This is a genomic window from Streptomyces sp. NPDC028305 (assembly GCF_055569495.1).
This window is the reverse complement of record NZ_JBVHTN010000002.1, coordinates 1,179,056-1,198,861: the sequence shown is the minus strand read 5'-3', so window position 1 is coordinate 1,198,861 and position 19,806 is coordinate 1,179,056. Positions and strand designations below refer to the sequence as shown.

Genomic DNA, 19,806 nt, shown 5'->3' with positions numbered 1-19,806 from the left:
CAGAGTGATCCGATCTATGCCCAATGCTACAAAACAACACCTTTGTGAGTTTCATCCGTGGCATCTTCGCCGGCGGCGTGGTTGCCGGTGGCGTCCTCCGGGATCCGCTGCTCGAACCAGACCACCTTCCCCGTACTCAGCCTCGTCGCGCCCCAGCGCTCCGCGAACTGGTTGACCAGGAACAGACCGCGGCCGCCCTCGTCGCTCAGCTGGGCGTGGCGCATCCGGGGCAGCTGCGGCGAGTCGTCGCCCACCTCGCAGCGGAGCACATCCGTACGGACCAGCCGCAGCGACAGCGGCCGGGTGGCATAGCGCACCGCGTTGGTCACCACCTCTCCGACCATGAGCTCGGTGGACTCGCACAGGGAGTCGAGCTTCCAGCGGTGGAGTGTTCTGCGGGCCAGCCGGCGCGCCCGGCCCGCGGTCCGCGGCTGGGGGCCCAGGAACCAATAGGCGACGTGGTACCAGGGGATGCAGTCGAAGCGGGCGGCGAGCAGCGCCACGTCGTCGTCCCGCTGCCTCGGGTCGAGGGGCACCCCGCCGACGCCGATCGGCGCCCCGGGCGGGATCAGCAGTGCCTCGCCCCGGCCGTCGGGGTGCAGCAGGAGTGGCGGCGGGTGGCCGGCATTGGCCAGTTGCAGCCGGTGCGCGATGGGGTCGTAGATGGCGTAGAGGCAGGTGGCGATGTGCTGGCTGCCGAGACGCTGGGCCTGGTCGTCGAGGTGGTGCAGGACATCCTCGGGCGGCAGGTCGAGTCCGGCCAGGGTCTGCACGGTGGTGCGCAGCTGGCCCATGACAGCGGCGGAGATCATGGAGTGGCCCATGACGTCTCCGATGACCAGCGCGACGCGGTTGCCGGGCAGCGGAATAGCGTCGTACCAGTCGCCGCCGACCCGGGCGGTCTCCGAGGCCGGCAGATAGCGGCTGGCCAGGCGGACACCGGTGGCCTCGGGCAGCGAGGAGGGGAGCATGGCGCGCTGAAGCACATCCGCGACCGACGCCTCGCGCCCGTATCGCACCGCCTTGTCGATGCCGAGGGCGGTGTGCGTGGCGAGCTGGGAGGCGACCAGCAGGTCATCCGGGGTGAAGGCGGGGCGATCGGGCTCGCGCAGCAGCAGGAGGGTGCCGATGACGTGGTGGCGGCCGTGCAGCGGGGCTACGATCAGCCGCCGGGCCGGCGGCACCGGCCCGTCGCCCTTCGCCCCGCCATGCAGCAGCCGGCGCACCGACGGCGCGATCCCCTGCATGTCACCGAACACCGGCCGCCCGGCCAGCAGCAGCTCGACGAACCGGCCGGTGACGGTCACCGGCGCGAGATCGGGCCCGGCCCCGGGGGCGGCTTCCGGCGCGGCGTTCGGCCCGGGGTCCCTCGGGCCGTCCGGGCTCCGGGGCGCGGGAGGCGCGCCCGGCGGGTCGCCCCGGGTGCCGGTTCCGGCCGGTGCCCGGGGCCTGGCGCCCGTGGTGTGCGGCCGCAGCACCACGGGCGCCGTGGGGATCGCGGCCCCGGACGGCAGGGGGTGGTCGCACAGATGGATGAACGCCGCGTCGGCGAAGGCGGGGGCGGCGGCCCGGCACAGCTCCCACAGCGTCTCGTCCGGGTCCATACCGCGGGCGATGCGGCGGGTCGCCTCGTCGAGATAGCGCAGGCGTTCGGTGTGCGCTCCGGCTCCGTACGCCGCCTCGTCCCGGGCGGGTGCCGCGGGCCGGTCGGCGGCCGGTCGCCCGTGGCCCGTGGGAGCGGCGCGCGCTCCCCGGCCGGGGGGAGCGGTCGGCCGCTCGGCCCCGGCGGTGGGCCGGTCCGGTCCTTCACAGGGGATGCGGTGACCCATGGCGCTCCCCGGACGGCCGTGCGCGGGTCCTCCCGGAGGTTTCCGGACACCCGGATGGTGCCGTGCAGGACATGGCGCCGCGCGAGCTCCACCGTCCCGTACGGGCCTGACCCGTGCGGTCGAGCCGTATGCTCCCGTGACCCGTCCGACCCGTCCGGTTGATCCTGTCGTGCACGAGGACACCCCTTACAGACCCGGTTACCTCATATTTCCACATCAGGTCCGATATGCACCATGTCCGAGCCGCGGGAACCGGCCGGGGAGCGGACCGCTCAGCCGCCGAGGAGGCCGCCGGTCAGGCCGTCGAGCACACCGCCGACCGTGTCGCCGACGCCCTCGACCACGCCGCCCACCAGCCCCTTGTCCCTGCCCTTGCCATCCCCGTCGTCCTGCTGGCCGCCGTCCTGCTGACCGTCGTCCTGCTGGTCGCCGGACTCGTCCTCGGAGGGGGCCGGGGCGGGCGAGGTGGGCTGCGCGGCGTCCGGCTCCGAGGCCGAGGGCGCCGTGGAACCGGGGGCGCCGGCGGGCTCGGCCGACGGGGCGTTCGTCTTCGGAGCGCCCGAAGGCGTGCGGGTCTGCGAGGTCTCGCCCCGGGAGGCGCCGTCGCCACCGTCCCGTACGAGCTTGGGCTTGCCGGAGGCGGTGGGGGCCAGGCCACCGCCGGAGGGCCGGTCGGTGTCGGCGGACCGGTCGGAGCCGCTCGGCCGGTCGGAGCCGGTGGGCTCGTCGGTCTCCGGCGTGCCCGCCGGCTGGGAGCTGACGTCGGAGCGCGCCTGCACGGTCCTGTCGCTGCCGGTCGACGAGTGGAGAGCGAAAGCGATGCCGCCCGCCACCCCCAGAGCGGCGGCTGCCTTGATCGTTGTGGCACGCGCCTGCTGCGCAGGGGTGGGGCGGCTGTGTCGGCCCATCTGGCTCGAGTCTCCCGTTATGACATGTCCTCGCTACGGCGCACCAGTAAAGCGTGATCACTCGGCCGAAGGGAATTTCCGAGACGGAGTTGTTACGCGGCGGGGTGATTCCTCCCTCGATGCCTGGTCAGGTCCCATGGCTGGGGGACGGCTCCGGCCGGTCGGGCAGAAACGCGTGCAGCCACTTCTCGGTGTGGGCGACATGCGCCGCGGCCGCGCCCGCGGCGGCCGCCGGGTCGCGCTGGGCGAGCGCGCCCGCGATGGCCCGGTGATCCTCGTCGCTGGCGCGCTTGATGCTCGGGCCCTCGGGCAGCGTGAACACCTGATAGTTGCGGGAGCGCGCGCGGAACACCCCGAGCAGCGAACCGAGGGTGGGGTTCCCGCCCATCCTGGCGATCTCGGCGTGGAAGCGGTGGTCCAGGTCGGAGACCTCGGCCGGGTTCTCGGTGGCCTCCATGGCCTCGATGTACTCAAAAAGCCTGGCCAGCGTCTCGGGCGTCATCCGCGCCGCCGCCTGCGCCGCGGCGTGGGACTCCAGGACGCGCCGGATCTCGAACATCTCCAGCAGCCCTTCGAGCGGCAGCAGGTCGACGGTCAGCGAGAGGCTGCCGACGATGTCCTCCGGGCGCAGCTGGGAGACATAGGTGCCCGAGCCGTGGCGTGGCTCGATGACACGCAGGGCCGCCAGCATGCGCACCGCCTCCCGGAGCGAACCCCGGGAGACGCCCAGCTCGTCACACAGCTCGCTCTCGGGCGGAATGCGCTGCCCGGCGACCAGCCGGCCGGTGGAAATCATGTGCCGTAGGCCGTGAAAGGCCTTGTCGACTGCGGACATCGCTTCCCTTCCCCGTGGCTCGGCGACGGCGCCGGGCCTCCGGCTCCCACCCTACCGATTCATCAGATCTCTCCCCCACGGCGGCGGCAAGTCATCAGATGACTTATCGGCGGCGTACACCTATTGCCTTCATCCTCGCTGCTGTGCCAGGATCCCGGGCCAAGTCACCGGCCAAGTCATCAGACCTATCTTCACTGAGTGTCTGATGTCTCGGCCCGATTCCTGGGAGATGTCCAGTCACGTGAGTGAGACCGACGTGAGCACAGCACCACGCCCCCTGCTCCTTCCCGACGGCCGCCCGGCCGCGGAGGCGTGGTCCCTGCACCCCGGGCAGCGCCATCTCAACCACGGGTCCTTCGGGGCGGTTCCGGTGGTGGCGCAGCGCGAGCAGCAGCGGCTGCGCGAGGAGATGGACCGGTCGCCCGTGGTGTGGTTCGCGACGCTGCCGGGCCGGGTCGCGGCCGCCCGGACGGCCGTCGCCGGGTTTCTGCGCGTCGCGCCCCAGGACCTCGCCCTGGTGCCGAACGCGAGCGGCGGCGCCAGCGTGGTGTACGCGAATGTGCCGCTGCGGTCCGGCGCCGAGATCCTGGTCACCGACCACGGGTACGGGGCGGTGACCATGGGGGCCGAGCGCCTGGCCCGGCGCCAGGGCGCCACGGTCCGTACCGTGCATGTGCCGCTCGACGCCGATGAGGAGCGGGCCCACGCGGCCGTGGTGTCCGGGCTGAGCGAGGCCACCGGGCTGATCGTGCTGGACCACATCACCTCGGCGACCGCCCGCCGGATGCCGGTGGAGCGGATCGCCGCGACGGCGCGGGAGCGGGGCATTCCGCTCCTGGTGGACGGGGCGCATGTGCCCGGTCTGATCGCCGACCCGCTCGCGGGCCTCGACTGCGACTTCTGGGTCGGCAATCTGCACAAGTTCGGCTGCGCACCGCGCGGCACCGCGGCCCTGGTCGCCCGGGGTCCGCTGCGCGACGAGCTCCATCCCCTGATCGACTCCTGGGGCGCCGGCGACCCCTTCCCCGACCGGTTCGACACCCAGGGGACGGTGGACGTCACCGGCTATCTGGCGGCGCCGACCGCCGTGGACTTCATCGACGCCACCTGGGGCTGGGACCGCGCCCGTACCTATATGAGCGACCTGGCCGACTACGCCGAGCGCGTCATCGGCGAGGCCTTCGCCGAGGTCATGGGCGAGAGCACGGCCGTGGACGTCGGCATGCCGGTGGGCCCGATGCGCCTGGTCCGGCTTCCCGCGGGGCTCGGCGCCACCCGCCTCGAGGCCGACGCGCTGCGCGACCGGATGGCCCATGAGCTGGGTGTGGAAGCGGCCTTCACCAGCTTCGGCGGCATCGGTTACTTCCGCCTGTCGACGCATGTGTACAACACGGCGGCCGACTACGAGTACTTCGCCGAGCGCTGTGTCCCGGTGCTCGCCGAATGGGCCCGCACCCCGGGCGTCGCCCCGTAGCGACGCCGGCACACCTTCGTGACCCGCCACGGCCGTGGCGCATATCGATACCCACGGAACTCCCATGGAATGAGGACAGGGATGAGAAGAAGGAAGGCAGTCATCGCCCTCGGCCTGGCCGCCACCACGGTCATGACGGCCATGACGGGCTGTACCTCCGGGGTGAGCGACGGCTCGGTCCACCTCAAGATGGTCGAGAGCCTGACCAATCCCAGCCGCACCGAGGTTCTGAAGAAGCTCATCGCGGACTTCGAGAAGCAGAACCCGAAGATCAAGGTCGATCTGATCTCGCCGCCGACCGATCAGGCGGACCAGAAGATCCAGCAGATGCTCCAGTCCGGCAGCGGCGTGGACACGCTCGAGGTGCGGGACATCACCGCCGGGCCGTGGTCCACCAACGGCTGGCTCTACGACATGGGCAAGGATCTGAAGGGGTGGGGCGGCTGGAAGGACCTCACCGACAACGCCGTCAAGTACTCCAAGGACGCCAAGGGCCGCACGTACTACATCCCCTACGGCTTCTACGGGTTGAGCCTGTTCTACCGCTCCGACCTTGTCCAGGAGGCGGGCTTCAAGAACCCGCCGGCCAGCTGGGCCGAGCTGCTGAACCAGGCGAGCAAGATCCAGAACCCGTCCAAGCGCCAGTACGGCTACGCCTTCCGGGGCGGGGCCAACGCCAACAGCAACGCGGTCGCCGTCATCGAGGCGTATGTCGCGGACAAGATCGACCGCGACAACGGGTTCAAGCTCACCGACGGCAAGACGATCTTCTCGGCGCCCGAGGCGCTGGACGCCATGAACACCTACCTCAAGCTGTTCAAGGAGGCGTCGCCGCCCTCGTCGGTCGCCTGGGGCTACCCGGAGATGGTGGAGGGCTTCTCCAACGGCTCCACGGCCTTCCTGCTTCAGGACCCCGAGGTCATCGCCACGGTGCGGCAGTCGAAGTCCATCAAGGAGAGCCAGTGGACCACGGCTCCCCTGCTGGCCGGCCCCAGCGGCAAGGCGATCCAGCCGGTGGCGAGCGCGGGCTGGGGCATAGCCGCCGGCAGCAAGCACAAGGCGGAGGCGATCAAGCTGGTCGAGTTCCTCTCGCAGGGCGACGCCTCGACCACCTTCACCAAGGAGAACAGCCTGGTGCCGATCCTCAAGGGCGCGGCCGAGGACTCCTTCTACAAGACCGGGCCCTGGGCGAGCTATGTGACGATGACCGAGAACCCGGACAAGTACCTCACCGTCACCCAGCCGCGTGACGCGTCCTGGTGGACCGAGTGGATCCAGAAGTCCGACGCCGAGGTGCAGAAGATGCTGCTGGGCAAGATGACGCCCAAGGAGCTGCTGGCCGACTGGGACGCGTACTGGACGAAGAAGTGGAAGAGCCAGACGTGAGCCTGTCCACCTCCAAGCAGGCGGGGCGCCCCTCCCAGGGGGGCGCCCGGCCCGCGCCGGTCAAGACGGCGGACCCGCGCTCGCGCAGACCGGTGTTCACCGTCCGCCGGAGCCTGGCGATCGCCGGGTTCATGGCTCCGGCCGTGCTCTTCGTCTCGGTGTTCATCTACTACCCGATGGTCTCGGGCAGTCAGATGGCGTTCCGCAACTGGAACCTCAACGACCTCACCGACACCTCGTGGGTGGGGATCAGGAACTTCCAGGAGATCTTCCGGGACCCGGTGTTCTACACCGTGCTCGACAACACCCTGATCTGGGTGGTCGCCTCGCTCGTACCGCAGCTGGTGATCGGCTTCGCGATCGCCCTGTGGCTGCGCCGGCGCTTCCGCTTCCGGGGGCTCTACCAGGCGTTGATCTTCTTCCCGTGGGCCATCTCCGGATTTCTCATCGGCATCCTGTTCCGCTGGATGTTCAACAGCGAATTCGGCGTCATCAACGATCTGCTCTCGAAGGCCGGCCTGATCGACGAGCCGATCCCCTGGCTGGCGGATCCGAAGACGGCCATGGTCGCCGTCATCATCGCCAATGTCTGGTACGGCGTCACCTTCTTCGCCATCATGATCCTGGCGGCCCTCCAGTCGATCCCCGACGAGCTGTACGAGGCGGCCGAACTCGACGGGGCGGGCAAGGCCCGCACGCTGTTCCAGGTCACCATTCCGTACATCCGCGCCACGCTGGCGCTGACCGTGCTGCTCCGGGTCATCTGGATCTTCAACTTCCCCGACATCATCTTCGGGATGACCGGCGGCGGACCGTCCAATGAGACACACATCGTGACCACCTGGATGATCACGATCACCCAGCAGGGCGACTACGGAAAGGCCTCGGCGCTCGGTCTCGTCGTGGTCGGGCTGCTCCTGGTGTTCTCCGTCTTCTACCTCATGGCCACCCGCGAGAAGAAGGGAGCGAGGTCTTGATGAACAAGGAGACCGTCGCGGGACGCGTGACCCGGATCGCCTTTCTCTCGGTATGGCTGATCATCACGGTCTTCCCGCTCTACTGGATCGCCGTCACCTCCTTCAAAGCGCCCGGCGACATCTTCACCTTTCCGATCGCCTACTGGCCCGAGCACTTCTCCCTGGAGAACTACAGTGGGCTGTTCGGAAAGGCCCGGTTCGGCGACTACCTCACCAACAGCCTGCTCGTCGCGACGGTGGCGGGCACGGTGGCGACGGCCATTTCCGTGCTCTCGGCCTATGTGCTGGCGCGGTTCGAGTTCCGGAGCAAGACGGCGCTGCTGATGGCCGCCCTGGTCACCCAGATGATTCCGTCGTTCATCGCGCTCGGGCCGCTGTACATGATGATGACCCAGCTGAAACTGGTCGACAACCGGCTCGGGCTCATCCTCGTCTACATCGCGGTGTGCATTCCGTTCAGCACCGTGATGCTCCGCGGGTTCTTCGAGAACATCCCGGACGCGCTGGAGGAAGCGGCCATGATCGACGGGTGTTCGCGGTTCGGGGCGCTGTTCCGGGTGCTGCTGCCCGTGATGAAGCCGGGCATCGTGGCCGCGTTCATCTTCAACTTCGTGAACTGCTGGAACGAGCTGTTCCTGTCGGTCACCCTGATGAACAGCGACGCGAACAAGACCGTCCCCACGGCGCTGAACGGCTTCATCTCCAGCTTCAACATCGACTGGGGTTCGATGTCCGCGGCGGCCGTGCTCACCATCGTGCCGACCATGGTGCTGTTCGCCTTCGCCAGCCGCCACATCGTGCAGGGGCTGACCTCGGGCGCGGTGAAGGGATAGGGGCCGCCGCGGGTTTCAGCGGCGGGGGGCCCGGCGGGTGCGGGTCCAGGTCAGCAGCCGACGGGCGGTCCAGGTGTTGACGACCCGCTCCGGGGAGACGCCGCACTCCTCGGCCCGGGCGCAGCCATGGATCTGCCAGTCGAGCTGGCCCGGGGCGTGCGCGTCGGTGTCGATCGAGAAGAGGACGCCCGCCTCGACGGCCTGGCGCAGCAGCCGGCGCGGCGGGTCAAGGCGCTCCGGACGGCAGTTGATCTCCACGGCCGTGCCCGAGGCGGCGCAGGCGCCGAACACCTCGTCGGCGTCGAAGCGCGACTCCGGGCGGCGTCCGTCGAGCAGCCGCCCGGTGCAGTGCCCCAACACATCGACCAGGGGATTGCCGATGGCCGCGACCATCCGGCGGGTCATGGGGCGGGGGTCCATCCGCAGCTTGGAGTGGACCGAGGCCACCACCACGTCCAGCCGGTCCAGCAGCTCCGGCTCCTGGTCCAGGGAGCCGTCGAGGAGGATGTCGACCTCGATGCCGGTGAGCAGCCGGAAGGGTGCGAGCCGCCCGTTCAGCTCCGCGATCACCTCCAGCTGTTCGCGCAGCCGGTCCGCGGACAGGCCTCGGGCCACGGTCAGCCGGGGCGAGTGGTCGGTGAGCACGGCCCACTCGTGGCCGAGTCGGGCCGCGGTGCGGGCCATCAGCTCGATCGGCGAGCCCCCGTCCGACCAGTCGGAGTGCAGATGGCAGTCGCCGCGCAGGGCGGCGCGCAGCGCGGCCCCGGGCCGCTCGTCCGGCCGGCCGGCCCCCGCTGCTCCCGCTGCTCCCGCTGCTCCCGCTTCGTACCCGGCCTCCAGCTTCGCCAGATAGCCGGGCACCCCTCCGGCCAGCGCCTCCCGGATCACCTGGGAGGTCGTGGGGCCGATCCCCTTCAGCGACTCCAGCGTGCCCGAAGCCGCCCGCCGCGCCACGTCCTCGGCGGGCAGCCGGCCCAGCAGCTCGGCGGCCGTACGGAAGGCGCGTACGCGATAGGTCGGGGCCTGGTCGCGCTCGAGGAGGAACGCGATCCGGTCCAGCGCCTCCACGGGATCCATGGCCTGCCCTGCCTTTCCGACGGCTGCCGGCCCCCTCTCCAGGGTCGCGTGTCGCTCCTTCCCGCGCCTGCGCGCGTCCGCCGGCGCCGGTGGCGAGAGCGGTGCCGCCGGTCCGCGATAATGACCGTCCGTCAACCGTTGACCGGACAGGCAGGGAGCGAGCGAGAGGTGCCCGACGTGGACAACCTTGCGATCAAGCGGGAGGACTCTCTGGGCGAGCGCGTCGCCCATGAGCTGCGGGTCCAGGTCATCAGCGGCCGGCTGCGGCCCGGTACCCACCTGGTGGAGGGCCAGCTGGCCGAGCGCTTCGACGTCAGCCGCGGCCCGGTGCGGGACGCGCTGCGCCGGCTCGAGGCGGAGGGGCTGGTCGCCTCCCAGCGGCGCGGGGTCTATGTCACCGGCCTGGACGCCGAGGACGTCGAGGAGCTGTACACCCTGCGCGAGTCCCTGGAGAGCCTGGCCCTGTCCCTGGCCATGAACAAGGCCCGGGACGCCGACTGGGCCCGCTCCCAGGCGTGTGTGGAACGCATGCGGCAGGCCGCCGGCCGGGCCGATGCCCGGCTGTTCGCCGAGGCCGACCTGGACTTCCACTCGCGGTTCTACGAGCTGTCCGGGCACCGGCGGCTGATCGCGGTATGGGAGCAGTACCGGCCGACGTTCGCGGTGGTCCTCGACATCACCAACGCCCAGGGCGTCGATCTGCACTCCCCGGCCGAGAACCACGCCGCACTGCTGGACGCCGCCCGCCGCGGCGACCGCGAGGCGGCCCTCGCCGCCCTGCGCGCACATCTCGGCGACGCCCGCGACCAGCTGCGCTCCGCGCTGCGCGACGACACGTCCCGGGCGGAGGGCTGAGGCACCCCGCCGGGCCCGCCACCGCGATCGGGCGGCACCGCCTCAGCGATGCCGCCCGCCGCCGATATCCCCCTCAGGAGCCCGCGACCACCGCAGGTTCCTCCGTACTCAGAGCAGGCGCGGTAGCGTCCTCGCGCACCCACAGCGGCCGCAGTCGGTAGGTCAGCAGATAGAGCACCACGGACGCGCCGGACGCGACGAACATGCTCAGGTCGCCCGCGCCCGGGTACGCCGCCGAGAAGGGCCCTGTGTAGAAGCTGGACTGCCAGAACGGCACCGAGGCCAGCACCCCGCCCGCCCAGGCCACGAAGCCCCAGCCGAGCACCCTGCTCCGGTCGTACAGCTCGGCGATCCTGGCCGGGTCGGAGCGTCCGCCCAGGTGGTAGTCGAGCAGCAGCACGGCCGCGAAGGGGGCGATGAAGTACGCGGTGAGGTTGAGGAAGACCTTGAACTTGTCCTCGGTCCCGGACTCGCCCCACAGGCTGATCGCATAGGCCAGCAGACAGATCACCACGACCGCCTGGGTGCGGCTGACCGGCACCTTCAGCGTCTGGACGGAGATCGCGCCGCCGTAGACGTTGAGGAAGTTCTGCGCGAGCGCGGACAGGGTGATCGCGATGAGCGCGGGCACGGCGAACGGGCCGGCCAGCTCGTGCAGGGCGGTGATGGAGTCCGTGCTGGTGGCGCTGGAGCCCACCAGCACGCCCAGGATGCCGAGCCAGCAGATGGTGACGAAGTTGCCGAGCCCGGTGTACCAGGCGGTGCGCTTCACCACCTGCGGCGAGTCGGGCAGATAGCGGGAGTAGTCGGAGGCGAACGGCGCCCAGGCGACCAGGAACGACAGGAACCAGCCGCCGAAGGTGATCCAGCCGCCTGTGCCGCCGATGTACCCCTTGGCGTGCGGGTCGGCGCCGAAGGTGCCTCCGCCGCGGACCACGGCGACCACCGTGATCATCACAAACAGCGGGGTAAGGACATAGGTGAGCACCCGCTGTAGATAATTGATCATGTTGTAGCCGTAGACGGACACCACCAGTTCGACGGCGGTGAGCGCCAGCGCGCAGAGCCAGAACGGCAGATGGGTCAGCTCCGCGAACGCCTTTCCGCCCAGGATCACGGTGACCGACGCCCACCCGATCCCGGCGAAGACATTGATGTAGGCCACGGGCAGGAAGTTGCCGAAGAAGCCGAGCGGGCCGCGCGCCTGGATCTGCTGCGGCACACCGAGCCGTACGCCCATCCGGGACATCACCGCCATCAGCAGCGAGCCGAGCGCGGCACCCAGGACGATCGCGGCGACGGCGGCGGTGAAGCTCAGCCCGAACCAGGCCGCGCTGAATCCGAGCAGGATGATGGGGAAGTTGAGGCCGGCGGCGAACCAGACGAAGAACTGTGAGCTGGGCTTGCCGTGCCGCTCGTTGTCGGGGATGTGGTCGACCCCGAAGGGTTCGACCTTGGTGACCGCGCTGCCGTACACCGGCGCGGGGGCGTCATGCGTCATGGGGTGCTCCTGGGGACGGGAGGAGGTGGGCGTCGGGGGGTGGCGGGGTGCGGAAGCGCGTACGGGCGCGGACCGGCTCGGCTCACCACGGCAGGGGTGCCGTCTGCGAGATGTCGAAGAACCCGCCTCCGCTGTAGACCAGCGGCGCCAGGTCGTCGTGGTGGGCGTGGACCACCCGGCCGGTGAAGACGGTGTGGCTGCCGGCCTCCAGCCGCTCGCCGATCTCCACCTCCAGCTGGGCGCAGCACCCATCGAGCAGCGGCACGCCGTGGCCGCCTGGGGTCCAGGGGTGCCCGGCGAACTTGTCGTCGGCCTTGGAGGCGAAGGTCCTGGCCACATCCAGCTGGCCGGCGGCCAGGATGTTGATGCCGAGGTGGGTGGCGCGGTGGAGCGCGGGGTGGGTGGTGGAGCTGCGCTGGACGCAGACCAGCACCATGGGCGGGTCCAGGGAGATGCTGGCGAAGGCGTTGACCGCGAGGCCCCGGGGCCTGCCGTCGTCGTCGCAGGTCACCACGGTCACCCCGGTGATGAACTTGCGGTGCACCCCGCGCACCAGCTCGGCGTCGGCCGCGGCCCGCTGGGTGGTGGTGACGATTCCCAGCGCCTCGAGCAGTTGGCGGGAGTCGAAGGTGACCCACTCCTCGGCCACCGCGGCCCCGTCGAAGCGGCTGAAGGTCGCGCCGGACACCTCGACCGGCCGGCCGGTGGGCGGCACACCGAGAAAGTCCCCGGTGTGGCGGCCGGTGGAGCGCCAGCGGATCGCCAGCCGTTCGCCGTCCTCGACGATCTCCTCGATCTCGGTCCGCAGATCGGGAAAGGCCTGGCGGACGGCGCGGACAGAGTCCTTGAACTGCTCCCGGTCCTGCGGGGCGCCGGCCGGTCCGCGGCGCCGGACATAGCCGGGGCTGAGCAGTTCGTCCAGCGCCTCGAGGCGGCCCTGGTCCCAGGCGGCCCGCCAGGCGGAGCGGATTCGGGCGGTGCGGTCAAGAGTTCGCGTCATGACGGTTCCCTCACTCAGCTCTTGTATGGCAGAGGACGGTAAGAACGGCACCAGCCGCTGTCAACACCTCGGACAGAAAGAGCCCTGAAGACCCTGGTCGGCGCCAAATACACAGGTCAATGTTGTCGTCTTGACGCTAACCCTTGACGAGTCGAAACCGGACTCCTAGCCTCGCTGCCATGGCACAGCTTGAGCTGGAGGGTCATCGGATGCGATTTTCGATATTCCACAACCTCGGAGCGCCTGGGCGGCTCGACTCCTACGCCCATGTCATGGACGAGGCCCGCGAGTTCGCGATCGCCGCGGAGCGGGCCGGTTTCTGGTCCACCTGGTACACGGAGCACCACTTCGGGCACGAGGCGATCGAGATCACCCCGAACCCGGTCCTCATGGGCGCGGACATCGCCGCCCGCACCGAGCGCATCAGGATCGGCCAGGCCGCGAGCATCGCCACCTTCTGGCATCCGCTGCGGCTCGCCGAGGACATCGCCATGCTCGACCAGCTGTCCGGCGGCCGGGTCGAGGTGGGCCTCGGGCGCGGCCTGTACGGACGGGAGGCGCTCAACCTCAACGCCCTGGCCGACCCGCGCGACCAGGAGCGGAACCGCGCGCTGTACGAGGAGACCGTGGAGATCCTGCGCAAGGCGTGGAGCGGCGAGTTTTTCTCCCACAAAGGACAGTTTTACGAGTTTCCTGCCCCCGGTGTGAAGTGGAACCACCCGCTCTCCCCCGCCACCCCCGAGTACACCGAGGCCGGGGTGATCACCAAGATGCAGGTCACGCCGTTCCCGCTACAGCGCCCGCACCCGCCCCTGTGGCAGGTCATCGACAGCCCCCGCTCGATCCAGGCGGCCGCGGCCGAGGGCGTCCAGGGCATGTTCTGGCTGCCGCCGGTCTCCGCGCTCAAGGAGCGCTTCGAGCTCTACCGCGCCACCGCCAGCCGGGCCTCGGGCCGCGAGTACGCGCTCGGCGAGGGCATCGGCCTGGTCCGCGACGTCTATGTCGCGGACACCATGGAACAGGCCCGTGCCGACTTCGAGGAGTCGCTGATGACCACCTACCGGTGGATCATGCACTGGCGGGGCCTGGCCAACCTGATGGAGGCGGGCGAGGAACTCACCGACGCCCACGAGCTGTCCTTCGACTTTCTGCACGGGCGCAACCTGCTGGTCGGCACCCCGGAGTACGTCACGGAGAAGATCGCCGAGCTGCGTGACGAGGTGGGTCTGGAGCATCTGCTGCTGTGGACCACCCACCCCGGCCTGGAGCACCGCAAGGCGATGCGCAGCCTGGAGCTGTTCGCGGAGAAGGTCATGCCGGAGTTCACCTCATGAGTGCCGCGAACGGCCTGGCCGGGCTGCGGAAGGTGGTGACCGTGACCGACGAGCTGCTGCTGGAGCTCGGCCGCCCGGTGGCCGTGCCGGTGCGCCGGGCCGCCGCGGCCGCGGTGATCCGCAACCCCTGGGCCGGGCGCGGCTTCGTCGCCGATCTACAGCCCGAGGTCGAGGCGATCGCGCCGGGGCTGGCGCGGCTGCTCACCGACCGGGTGATCGAGGCGCTGGGCGGGGTCGGGCGCGTCGAGTCCTTCGGCAAGGCCGCGATCGTGGGGCTGGACGGGGAGATCGAGCACGGCGGCGCGCTGATCCACACGCCGTTCTTCGGCAATGTCCTCCGCGAGCTGACCGAGGGCACCTCGATCATCGTCTTCAGCGACGACCGGTTCCCGGCCGGCGAGCCGCTGACCGTACCGCTGTGGCACAAGACCGCGGCCGCGACCCGCTCGCACTACCAGACCTGCCATATCCGGGTCCCCGACGCGCCCCGGCCGGACGAGATCGTCGTCGTCGCGGCCGGCGCGTCCGGCCCCCGTCCGAACGCGCGGATCGGGGACCGCGCCACCGACCCCCTCGTACGCCTCGCCGATCTGGAGACCGCCCCGTGAACATCCGCAAGATCATCACCTTCACCGAGGACATCCACACCGAAGGCGGCCGCCCGGTCGACCCGCCGGCCCGTACCGCGGTGGTGCTCGCCGTGATCGAGAACCCCTGGGCCGGGCAGGGCTATGTCGCGGATCTGCTGCCCGGGATCGACGAGGTCGCCCCGAAACTCGGCGAGCTGCTGGCCCCCCGGGTGGTCGAGGCGCTGGGCGCGCCGGTGGAGGCGTACGGCAAGGCCGCCGTCGTGGGCCTGGACGGGGAGGTCGAGCACGGCTCCGGGCTGATCCACACGCTCAAGTTCGGCGACCACTTCCGCCGGGCCGCGCAGGCCACCACGCTGCTGCCGGCGGTGGAGAAGCGGGCCGCGGCGGGCACCGTCTTCGACATACCGCTCAAGCACATCACCGACGCGACCGTCCGCTCGCACCACCAGAGCATCGAGGCCCGGGTGCCGGACGGGCCGCGCGCCGACGAGATCGTGATCGGTCTGGCGGCCGCCGCCCAGGGGCGTCCGCAGGCCCGGCTGGCCCCGCTGTCGACGGAACGGTGAGGGACGCCGTGAGCGACATGGGCACGGCACGGGCTCTCGATCGCGGGTCCGGGGCCGGCGGCCTCGACCGGCCGCCCCGGGCACAAGCCCTCGCCTCGGTCGCGCTGAGCCACGAGACGCACGGCGAGGGCCCCGGCCTGATGCTGCTGCACGGCGTCGGGCTCGACCGCCACCTGTGGGACCGCTGCCTGCCCCGGCTCGCGGCCCGGCACCGGGTGACCCTGGTCGATCTGCGCGGTCATGGCGCCTCCCCCGCCGCGGCCGCCGGGGTGTCCCTCGCCGAACTGGCCGCGGATGTCGCGGCGCTGCTGGACGGCCCCACGCACCTCGTCGGCTTCTCGCTCGGCGCCCTGGTGGCCCAGCAGCTCGGGCTGGCCCGGCCCGAGCTCGCCGCCTCGCTCACCCTCGTCAGCTCGGTCGCCGGGCGCACCGAGGAGGAGCGGGTGGCGGTGGCGCGGCGCAGGGAGCTGGCCGCCCGGGACTTCGGGGCGTCCGCGTGGGCGGCTGTCGACAGATGGTTCTCGCCCGGCTGGCGGGCCCAGGAGCCCGGCCTGGCGCAGGACGTGCTCGGCACCCTGCTGGCCAACGACCGGGCCTCCTATCTCGCCTGCTACGACGTGTTCGCGACCGCCGACGCCGGGCTGTGGCCGCTGCTGCCCCGGATCGGCGCCCCCACCCTCGCGGTGACCGGCGCGGACGACCCCGGCTCGACCCCGGAGATGTCGCGCCGACTGGCCGGGCGGATCCCCGGCGGCCGGGCGGTGATCGTGCCCGGAGCCCGCCATCTGCTGCCGCTGGAGTCCCCGGAAGGGCTCACCGACGTGATCCTCAGCCACACCGGACAGGAGTGTCACCGCCCATGAACCGCCTGCCGCGCCACGACCACTACATCGCGGGCGAGTGGACCGCCCCCGCCGACGGCGGCTACTTCCCGAGCCTCAACCCGGCCACCGCCGAGCCCTGGTACGAGGCGGCGAGCGGCACCGCCGCCGATGTGGACCGCGCGGTCGCCGCGGCCCGCACCGCCTTCGAGGACCCGCGCTGGCGCGATCTGAGCCAGACCGGGCGCGGGCGGCTGCTGCGCGCCCTGGCCGAGCTGATCGGCGAACACGCCGAGGAGCTGGCCCGTACCGAGACCCTCGACAACGGCAAGCTGCTGCGTGAGATGCGGGCCCAGATGGCCGGGCTGCCGGAGTACTTCCACTACTACGCCGGGCTGGCCGACAAGATCCACGGCGAGGTGATCCCCGGTGCGACCCGCACCCTGCTCAACTACACGCTGCGCGAACCGGTCGGCGTGGTCGGCGCCATCACTCCGTGGAACTCCCCGCTGCTGCTCACCGCCACCAAGCTCGCCCCGGCCCTCGCTGCCGGGAACACGGTGGTCGTCAAGCCCTCCGAGCACACCTCGGCCTCGCTGCTGGCGCTCGCGCCGCTCTTCGAGCGGGCAGGCTTCCCGCCCGGGGTGGTCAATGTGGTCACCGGCCTCGGCGCGGGCGCGGGCGCGCCGCTGACCGAGCACCCGGGCGTGGCGAAGGTGACGTTCACCGGTTCCACCGAGACCGGCCGCCGTATCGCCCGCACCTGCGCGGACCGGCTCATCCGCTGCACCCTGGAGCTCGGCGGGAAGTCGCCCAACATCATCTTCCCGGACGCAGACCTCGGCTCGGCGGCCATGGGTGTGATCGCCGGGATCTTCGCGGCCGCCGGCCAGACCTGTGTGGCGGGCAGCCGGGTGCTGGTGCACCGGGAGGTGTACGACGAGGTCCTGGAGCGGGTGACGGCGAGGGCGGCCACGATCCGGATCGGGGACCCGCTGGAGGAGACCACCGAACTGGGCCCGCTGGCCATCGCCGACCAGCTGGCGAAGGTCGAGTCGTATGTCGAGCTGGGGCAGGCCGAGGGCGGCAAGGTGGTGTGCGGCGGGCGGCGTCCCCAGGTGGACCTCGACGGGTACTTCTACTCCCCCACCGTCTTCACCGGCACCGACAACTCCATGCGCATCTGCCAGGAGGAGATCTTCGGGCCGGTCGCCACGGTGATGCCGTTCGGCTCCGAGGAGGAGGCGCTGGCGATCGCCAACGACTCCTCGTACGGCCTCGCGGCGGGCGTGTGGACCCGGGACGTCAACCGTGTCCACCGGATGGCCGCCCGGCTGGAGGCGGGCACGGTGTGGGCCAACACCTATCGCTCGATGTCGCCGATGTCGCCCCGGGCGGGCTTCAAGAGCAGCGGCGTGGGGACCGAGCACGGCACGGAGGTCATCCGGGAGTACACCCGGCTGAAGAGCGTGTGGATCAATACGAGCGAGGAGCCCGCGGGGGATCCCTTCATCCTGAGGTCATGAGCAGATGCGCTTGTCTTGCATGGCAGCGACCGGCGCGGGCTCACACCAGGGCCCGCGCCGGTTGACGGCGGGCGCTGCCCACATCTAGTGTCACGTACCATGCAACAACCCACAGGCAAGCGGCTTCAGCAGACCAGCATGCAGGCGAGGGTCGCCGAGGAGCTGCGGCAGATGATCATCAGCGGAGAGCTGCCGCCCCGCTCCAGCCTGTCCGAGATGGCGCTGTCCGAGACCTTCGGGGTCAGCCGCACGCCGATCCGCGAGGCGCTCAAGCAGCTTCAGATCGAGGGGTTGGTGGAGGTCCGGCCGCGGGTCGGGACCTTTGTGGCCGTGCCCTCCCGGCGCGAGCTGACCGAGCTGTTCCAGATGAAGGAACTGCTGGAGGGCGCCGCCGCCCGGCTGCTGGCCTTCCGGGGGAACGTGCCGGAGGTGGAGCTGCTGGAGGCCAATATGCGGGCGGCCGACACGGCGGTCCGGGACGGCGACGCCGAGGGGTACGCGGCGCTGGTCCACGAGTTCCACGACCTGATCGTCAAGGGCGCCGACAACAGCAAGCTGGAGGCGCACTACCGCACCCTGATGAACCAGCTGGCCTACGCCCGCCTGGTGCGCACCTCGCTGTCGCGGCCGGGGCGGCTCACCGAGTCGGACAGCGAGCACCACCGTGTGCTCAGCCTGATCCTGGCCAAGGACGGCGACGGCGCGGAGCGCGTGATGCGCGAGCACGTACGGCTGAGCCACCAGGCGCTGATGGCCGGCATGGACGAGCGGCAGAGCTGAACCGCGGCCGCTCGGCCCCACGGCCGCCCGGGCGCTACGGCGTCGAGGCGGCCAGGGCGTGGCTGATGCGTCGCGTCGCGTCGTAGAGCTCCCGGTACAGGGGGTACCGGCCGTCGTAGACCGCGCGCCAGGCCTCGTCCGGTTCGACGGTCGCGATGATCGGGTTCCAGCCGCCGGTGTCGGCGCCGAGGGCCCGGGCCGCGAGAGCCGCGTCGCCCAGGCAGGCGCCGATCGTCTCGGCCGGGATCTGCTGCGGCAGGCCGATCGCGGCGGAGACGATGGCCGTCCACAGGCTCCTGGCGCCGCCGCCCACCGCGACCAGGCGGTCGATACGGGCCCCGGCGTCGGCGAACGCCTCGAGGTTGTGGCGCACTCCGAACGCGGTGGCCTCGAGCGCCGCCCGGTACAGCTCCGCGCGCCCGTGGCCCAGCGTCAGCCCGATGACGGTGCCGCGCGCCCGCGGGTCGAACAGCGGGGTGCGCTCCCCGGCGAAGTACGGCAGCATCAGCAGCCCCCGTGAGCCGGGCGGCACCCGCTCGGCCTCGGCCAGCAGCGTGGCGAAGTCCGAGCCGGTGAGCTCCCGCAGCCAGTCGGTAAGGCTGCCGGAGGTCGCCATGCCCGCCGCGAGGCAGTAGCCGGCCGGGCGCACTCCGGTGGTGCCCCACAGCGCGGGGTGGCGCATCGGCCGCTCGCCCATGACGGTGAGGAACATGGTCGAGCCGTACATCACCATGGTGTCGCCGGGGGCCAGCGCGTCGACGCTCGCGGCCTCCGCCCAGGCGTCGATGGTGCCCGCGGTCACCGGCACCCCCTCGGGCAGCCCGGTCTCCGCGGCGGCGGCCGCGTGCACGGCACCCACCACCTCGCCGGGCCAGGCCAGCGCGGGGAGTTCGAGGCCGGGGGCGACCCGCTGGGCCCAGCTGTCGTTCCAGCGCCGGGCGTCGAGGTCGTACAGCGGATCGCACTGGCTGGCCGAGTGGTGATCCAGCACATACTCCCCCGTCAGCCGGTGCACCAGCAGGCTGGAGGCCATGAAGAACCGGCGGGTCGCCCGCCACACGTCCGGCTCGTGGCGGGCGAGCCAGCGCAGCTTCGGGCCGACCGCCTGGCTGGTGAGCGGGGAGCCGCCGCGCGCCAGGATCTCCTCCGCGCCGAGTTCGGCGGTCAGTTCGGCGATCTCGGCGGTGGCGCGGGTGTCGACCCCGTACAGGATCGCGGGGCGCAGCGGTCGGCCGGCCGCGTCGGCGGGCAGCAGACACGGGCCGATGCCGGAGACCCCGACCGCGGCCACCGCCCGCGCGGCCACGCCGTCGGCGCCGAGGAGCTCCCGGACGAGGGAGGTGAAGTCGGCCCACCACACGCTCTCGGCGTCATGTTCGAACCAGCCGGGGCGGGGGGTCGCGGTGCGGTGCGGGCGCGTGGCGCGGGCGAGCACCCGGCCGTCGGCGCACACGGCCACGCCTTTGGAGGATCCGGTGCCGATGTCGACACCGAGGAACACCGGTTGGCTCATC

Annotated in this window: 18 protein-coding genes; 11 read left to right on the top strand and 7 right to left on the bottom strand. The window is 71.3% G+C overall.

Annotation, left to right across the window (positions count from 1 at the left end; all coding sequences use genetic code 11):
• Positions 1-26: 26 nt before the first annotated feature.
• The 3 genes from ACZ4WQ_RS11310 to ACZ4WQ_RS11300 all read right to left on the bottom strand — a co-directional run bounded on the left by ACZ4WQ_RS11310 (position 27) and on the right by ACZ4WQ_RS11300 (position 3,572).
• Positions 27-1,829, bottom strand: a complete 1,803-nt coding sequence (locus ACZ4WQ_RS11310; protein ID WP_398376920.1) for a SpoIIE family protein phosphatase — start codon at positions 1,827-1,829, stop codon at positions 27-29.
• A 272-nt stretch (positions 1,830-2,101) separates the two neighbouring features.
• Positions 2,102-2,737 carry an extensin gene (locus ACZ4WQ_RS11305; protein WP_385351483.1) on the bottom strand — a complete coding sequence of 212 codons (636 nt, stop codon included), beginning with the start codon at positions 2,735-2,737 and terminating at the stop codon, positions 2,102-2,104.
• A gap of 127 nt (positions 2,738-2,864) precedes the next feature.
• Positions 2,865-3,572 carry a FadR/GntR family transcriptional regulator gene (locus ACZ4WQ_RS11300; protein ID WP_311722957.1) on the bottom strand — a complete coding sequence of 236 codons (708 nt, stop codon included), beginning with the start codon at positions 3,570-3,572 and terminating at the stop codon, positions 2,865-2,867.
• 229 nt (positions 3,573-3,801) lie between these two features.
• On the opposite strand from ACZ4WQ_RS11300, the gene ACZ4WQ_RS11295 reads away from it, so the two are divergent.
• The 4 genes from ACZ4WQ_RS11295 to ACZ4WQ_RS11280 all read left to right on the top strand — a co-directional run bounded on the left by ACZ4WQ_RS11295 (position 3,802) and on the right by ACZ4WQ_RS11280 (position 8,242).
• Positions 3,802-5,046 (top strand): aminotransferase class V-fold PLP-dependent enzyme, encoded by a 1,245-nt coding sequence (locus ACZ4WQ_RS11295; protein WP_394816711.1) that lies wholly within the window; start codon positions 3,802-3,804, stop codon positions 5,044-5,046.
• An 81-nt stretch (positions 5,047-5,127) separates the two neighbouring features.
• Positions 5,128-6,432 carry an ABC transporter substrate-binding protein gene (locus ACZ4WQ_RS11290; protein ID WP_398376917.1) on the top strand — a complete coding sequence of 435 codons (1,305 nt, stop codon included), beginning with the start codon at positions 5,128-5,130 and terminating at the stop codon, positions 6,430-6,432.
• Positions 6,429-7,409 (top strand): carbohydrate ABC transporter permease, encoded by a 981-nt coding sequence (locus ACZ4WQ_RS11285; protein ID WP_385351492.1) that lies wholly within the window; start codon positions 6,429-6,431, stop codon positions 7,407-7,409. Before ACZ4WQ_RS11290 ends, ACZ4WQ_RS11285 begins: the two co-directional genes overlap by 4 nt.
• Positions 7,406-8,242: a carbohydrate ABC transporter permease gene (locus ACZ4WQ_RS11280; RefSeq protein WP_311722961.1), complete on the top strand. Its 837-nt coding sequence runs from the start codon at positions 7,406-7,408 to the stop codon at positions 8,240-8,242. The genes ACZ4WQ_RS11285 and ACZ4WQ_RS11280 overlap by 4 nt, the downstream gene beginning before the upstream one ends.
• A gap of 15 nt (positions 8,243-8,257) precedes the next feature.
• Here the strand turns inward: ACZ4WQ_RS11280 and ACZ4WQ_RS11275 are convergent, their stop codons facing one another.
• On the bottom strand, positions 8,258-9,319 hold the full coding sequence (locus ACZ4WQ_RS11275) for a PHP domain-containing protein (protein ID WP_398376916.1): 1,062 nt from the start codon (positions 9,317-9,319) through the stop codon (positions 8,258-8,260).
• A 177-nt stretch (positions 9,320-9,496) separates the two neighbouring features.
• Between ACZ4WQ_RS11275 and ACZ4WQ_RS11270 the strand changes: the two genes are divergently transcribed.
• Positions 9,497-10,174, top strand: coding sequence for a GntR family transcriptional regulator (locus ACZ4WQ_RS11270; RefSeq protein ID WP_398376915.1), 678 nt, complete (start codon positions 9,497-9,499; stop codon positions 10,172-10,174).
• A gap of 73 nt (positions 10,175-10,247) precedes the next feature.
• Here the strand turns inward: ACZ4WQ_RS11270 and ACZ4WQ_RS11265 are convergent, their stop codons facing one another.
• Positions 10,248-11,675: a purine-cytosine permease family protein gene (locus tag ACZ4WQ_RS11265; RefSeq protein ID WP_311722964.1), complete on the bottom strand. Its 1,428-nt coding sequence runs from the start codon at positions 11,673-11,675 to the stop codon at positions 10,248-10,250.
• A gap of 82 nt (positions 11,676-11,757) precedes the next feature.
• Positions 11,758-12,675 (bottom strand): flavin reductase, encoded by a 918-nt coding sequence (locus ACZ4WQ_RS11260; protein WP_311722965.1) that lies wholly within the window; start codon positions 12,673-12,675, stop codon positions 11,758-11,760.
• A gap of 209 nt (positions 12,676-12,884) precedes the next feature.
• Between ACZ4WQ_RS11260 and ACZ4WQ_RS11255 the strand changes: the two genes are divergently transcribed.
• The 6 genes from ACZ4WQ_RS11255 to ACZ4WQ_RS11230 all read left to right on the top strand — a co-directional run bounded on the left by ACZ4WQ_RS11255 (position 12,885) and on the right by ACZ4WQ_RS11230 (position 18,292).
• Complete coding sequence (locus tag ACZ4WQ_RS11255; protein WP_311722966.1) at positions 12,885-14,009, top strand: LLM class flavin-dependent oxidoreductase; 1,125 nt, start codon at positions 12,885-12,887, stop codon at positions 14,007-14,009.
• Complete coding sequence (locus tag ACZ4WQ_RS11250; protein WP_358845669.1) at positions 14,006-14,617, top strand: amino acid synthesis family protein; 612 nt, start codon at positions 14,006-14,008, stop codon at positions 14,615-14,617. Before ACZ4WQ_RS11255 ends, ACZ4WQ_RS11250 begins: the two co-directional genes overlap by 4 nt.
• On the top strand, positions 14,614-15,165 hold the full coding sequence (locus ACZ4WQ_RS11245) for an amino acid synthesis family protein (RefSeq protein WP_385341958.1): 552 nt from the start codon (positions 14,614-14,616) through the stop codon (positions 15,163-15,165). Before ACZ4WQ_RS11250 ends, ACZ4WQ_RS11245 begins: the two co-directional genes overlap by 4 nt.
• A gap of 17 nt (positions 15,166-15,182) precedes the next feature.
• Entirely contained in the window at positions 15,183-16,028 is an 846-nt protein-coding gene (locus ACZ4WQ_RS11240; protein ID WP_398376952.1) for an alpha/beta fold hydrolase, read from the top strand.
• Positions 16,025-17,512, top strand: a complete 1,488-nt coding sequence (locus tag ACZ4WQ_RS11235; RefSeq protein WP_361184810.1) for an aldehyde dehydrogenase — start codon at positions 16,025-16,027, stop codon at positions 17,510-17,512. Before ACZ4WQ_RS11240 ends, ACZ4WQ_RS11235 begins: the two co-directional genes overlap by 4 nt.
• Positions 17,513-17,611: 99 nt before the next feature.
• Positions 17,612-18,292: a GntR family transcriptional regulator gene (locus ACZ4WQ_RS11230; protein ID WP_398376914.1), complete on the top strand. Its 681-nt coding sequence runs from the start codon at positions 17,612-17,614 to the stop codon at positions 18,290-18,292.
• 34 nt (positions 18,293-18,326) lie between these two features.
• Here ACZ4WQ_RS11230 and ACZ4WQ_RS11225 read toward each other — a convergent pair whose 3' ends face one another.
• Positions 18,327-19,805 carry an FGGY-family carbohydrate kinase gene (locus ACZ4WQ_RS11225; RefSeq protein ID WP_398376913.1) on the bottom strand — a complete coding sequence of 493 codons (1,479 nt, stop codon included), beginning with the start codon at positions 19,803-19,805 and terminating at the stop codon, positions 18,327-18,329.
• Between the last annotated feature and the right edge of the window lies 1 nt (position 19,806).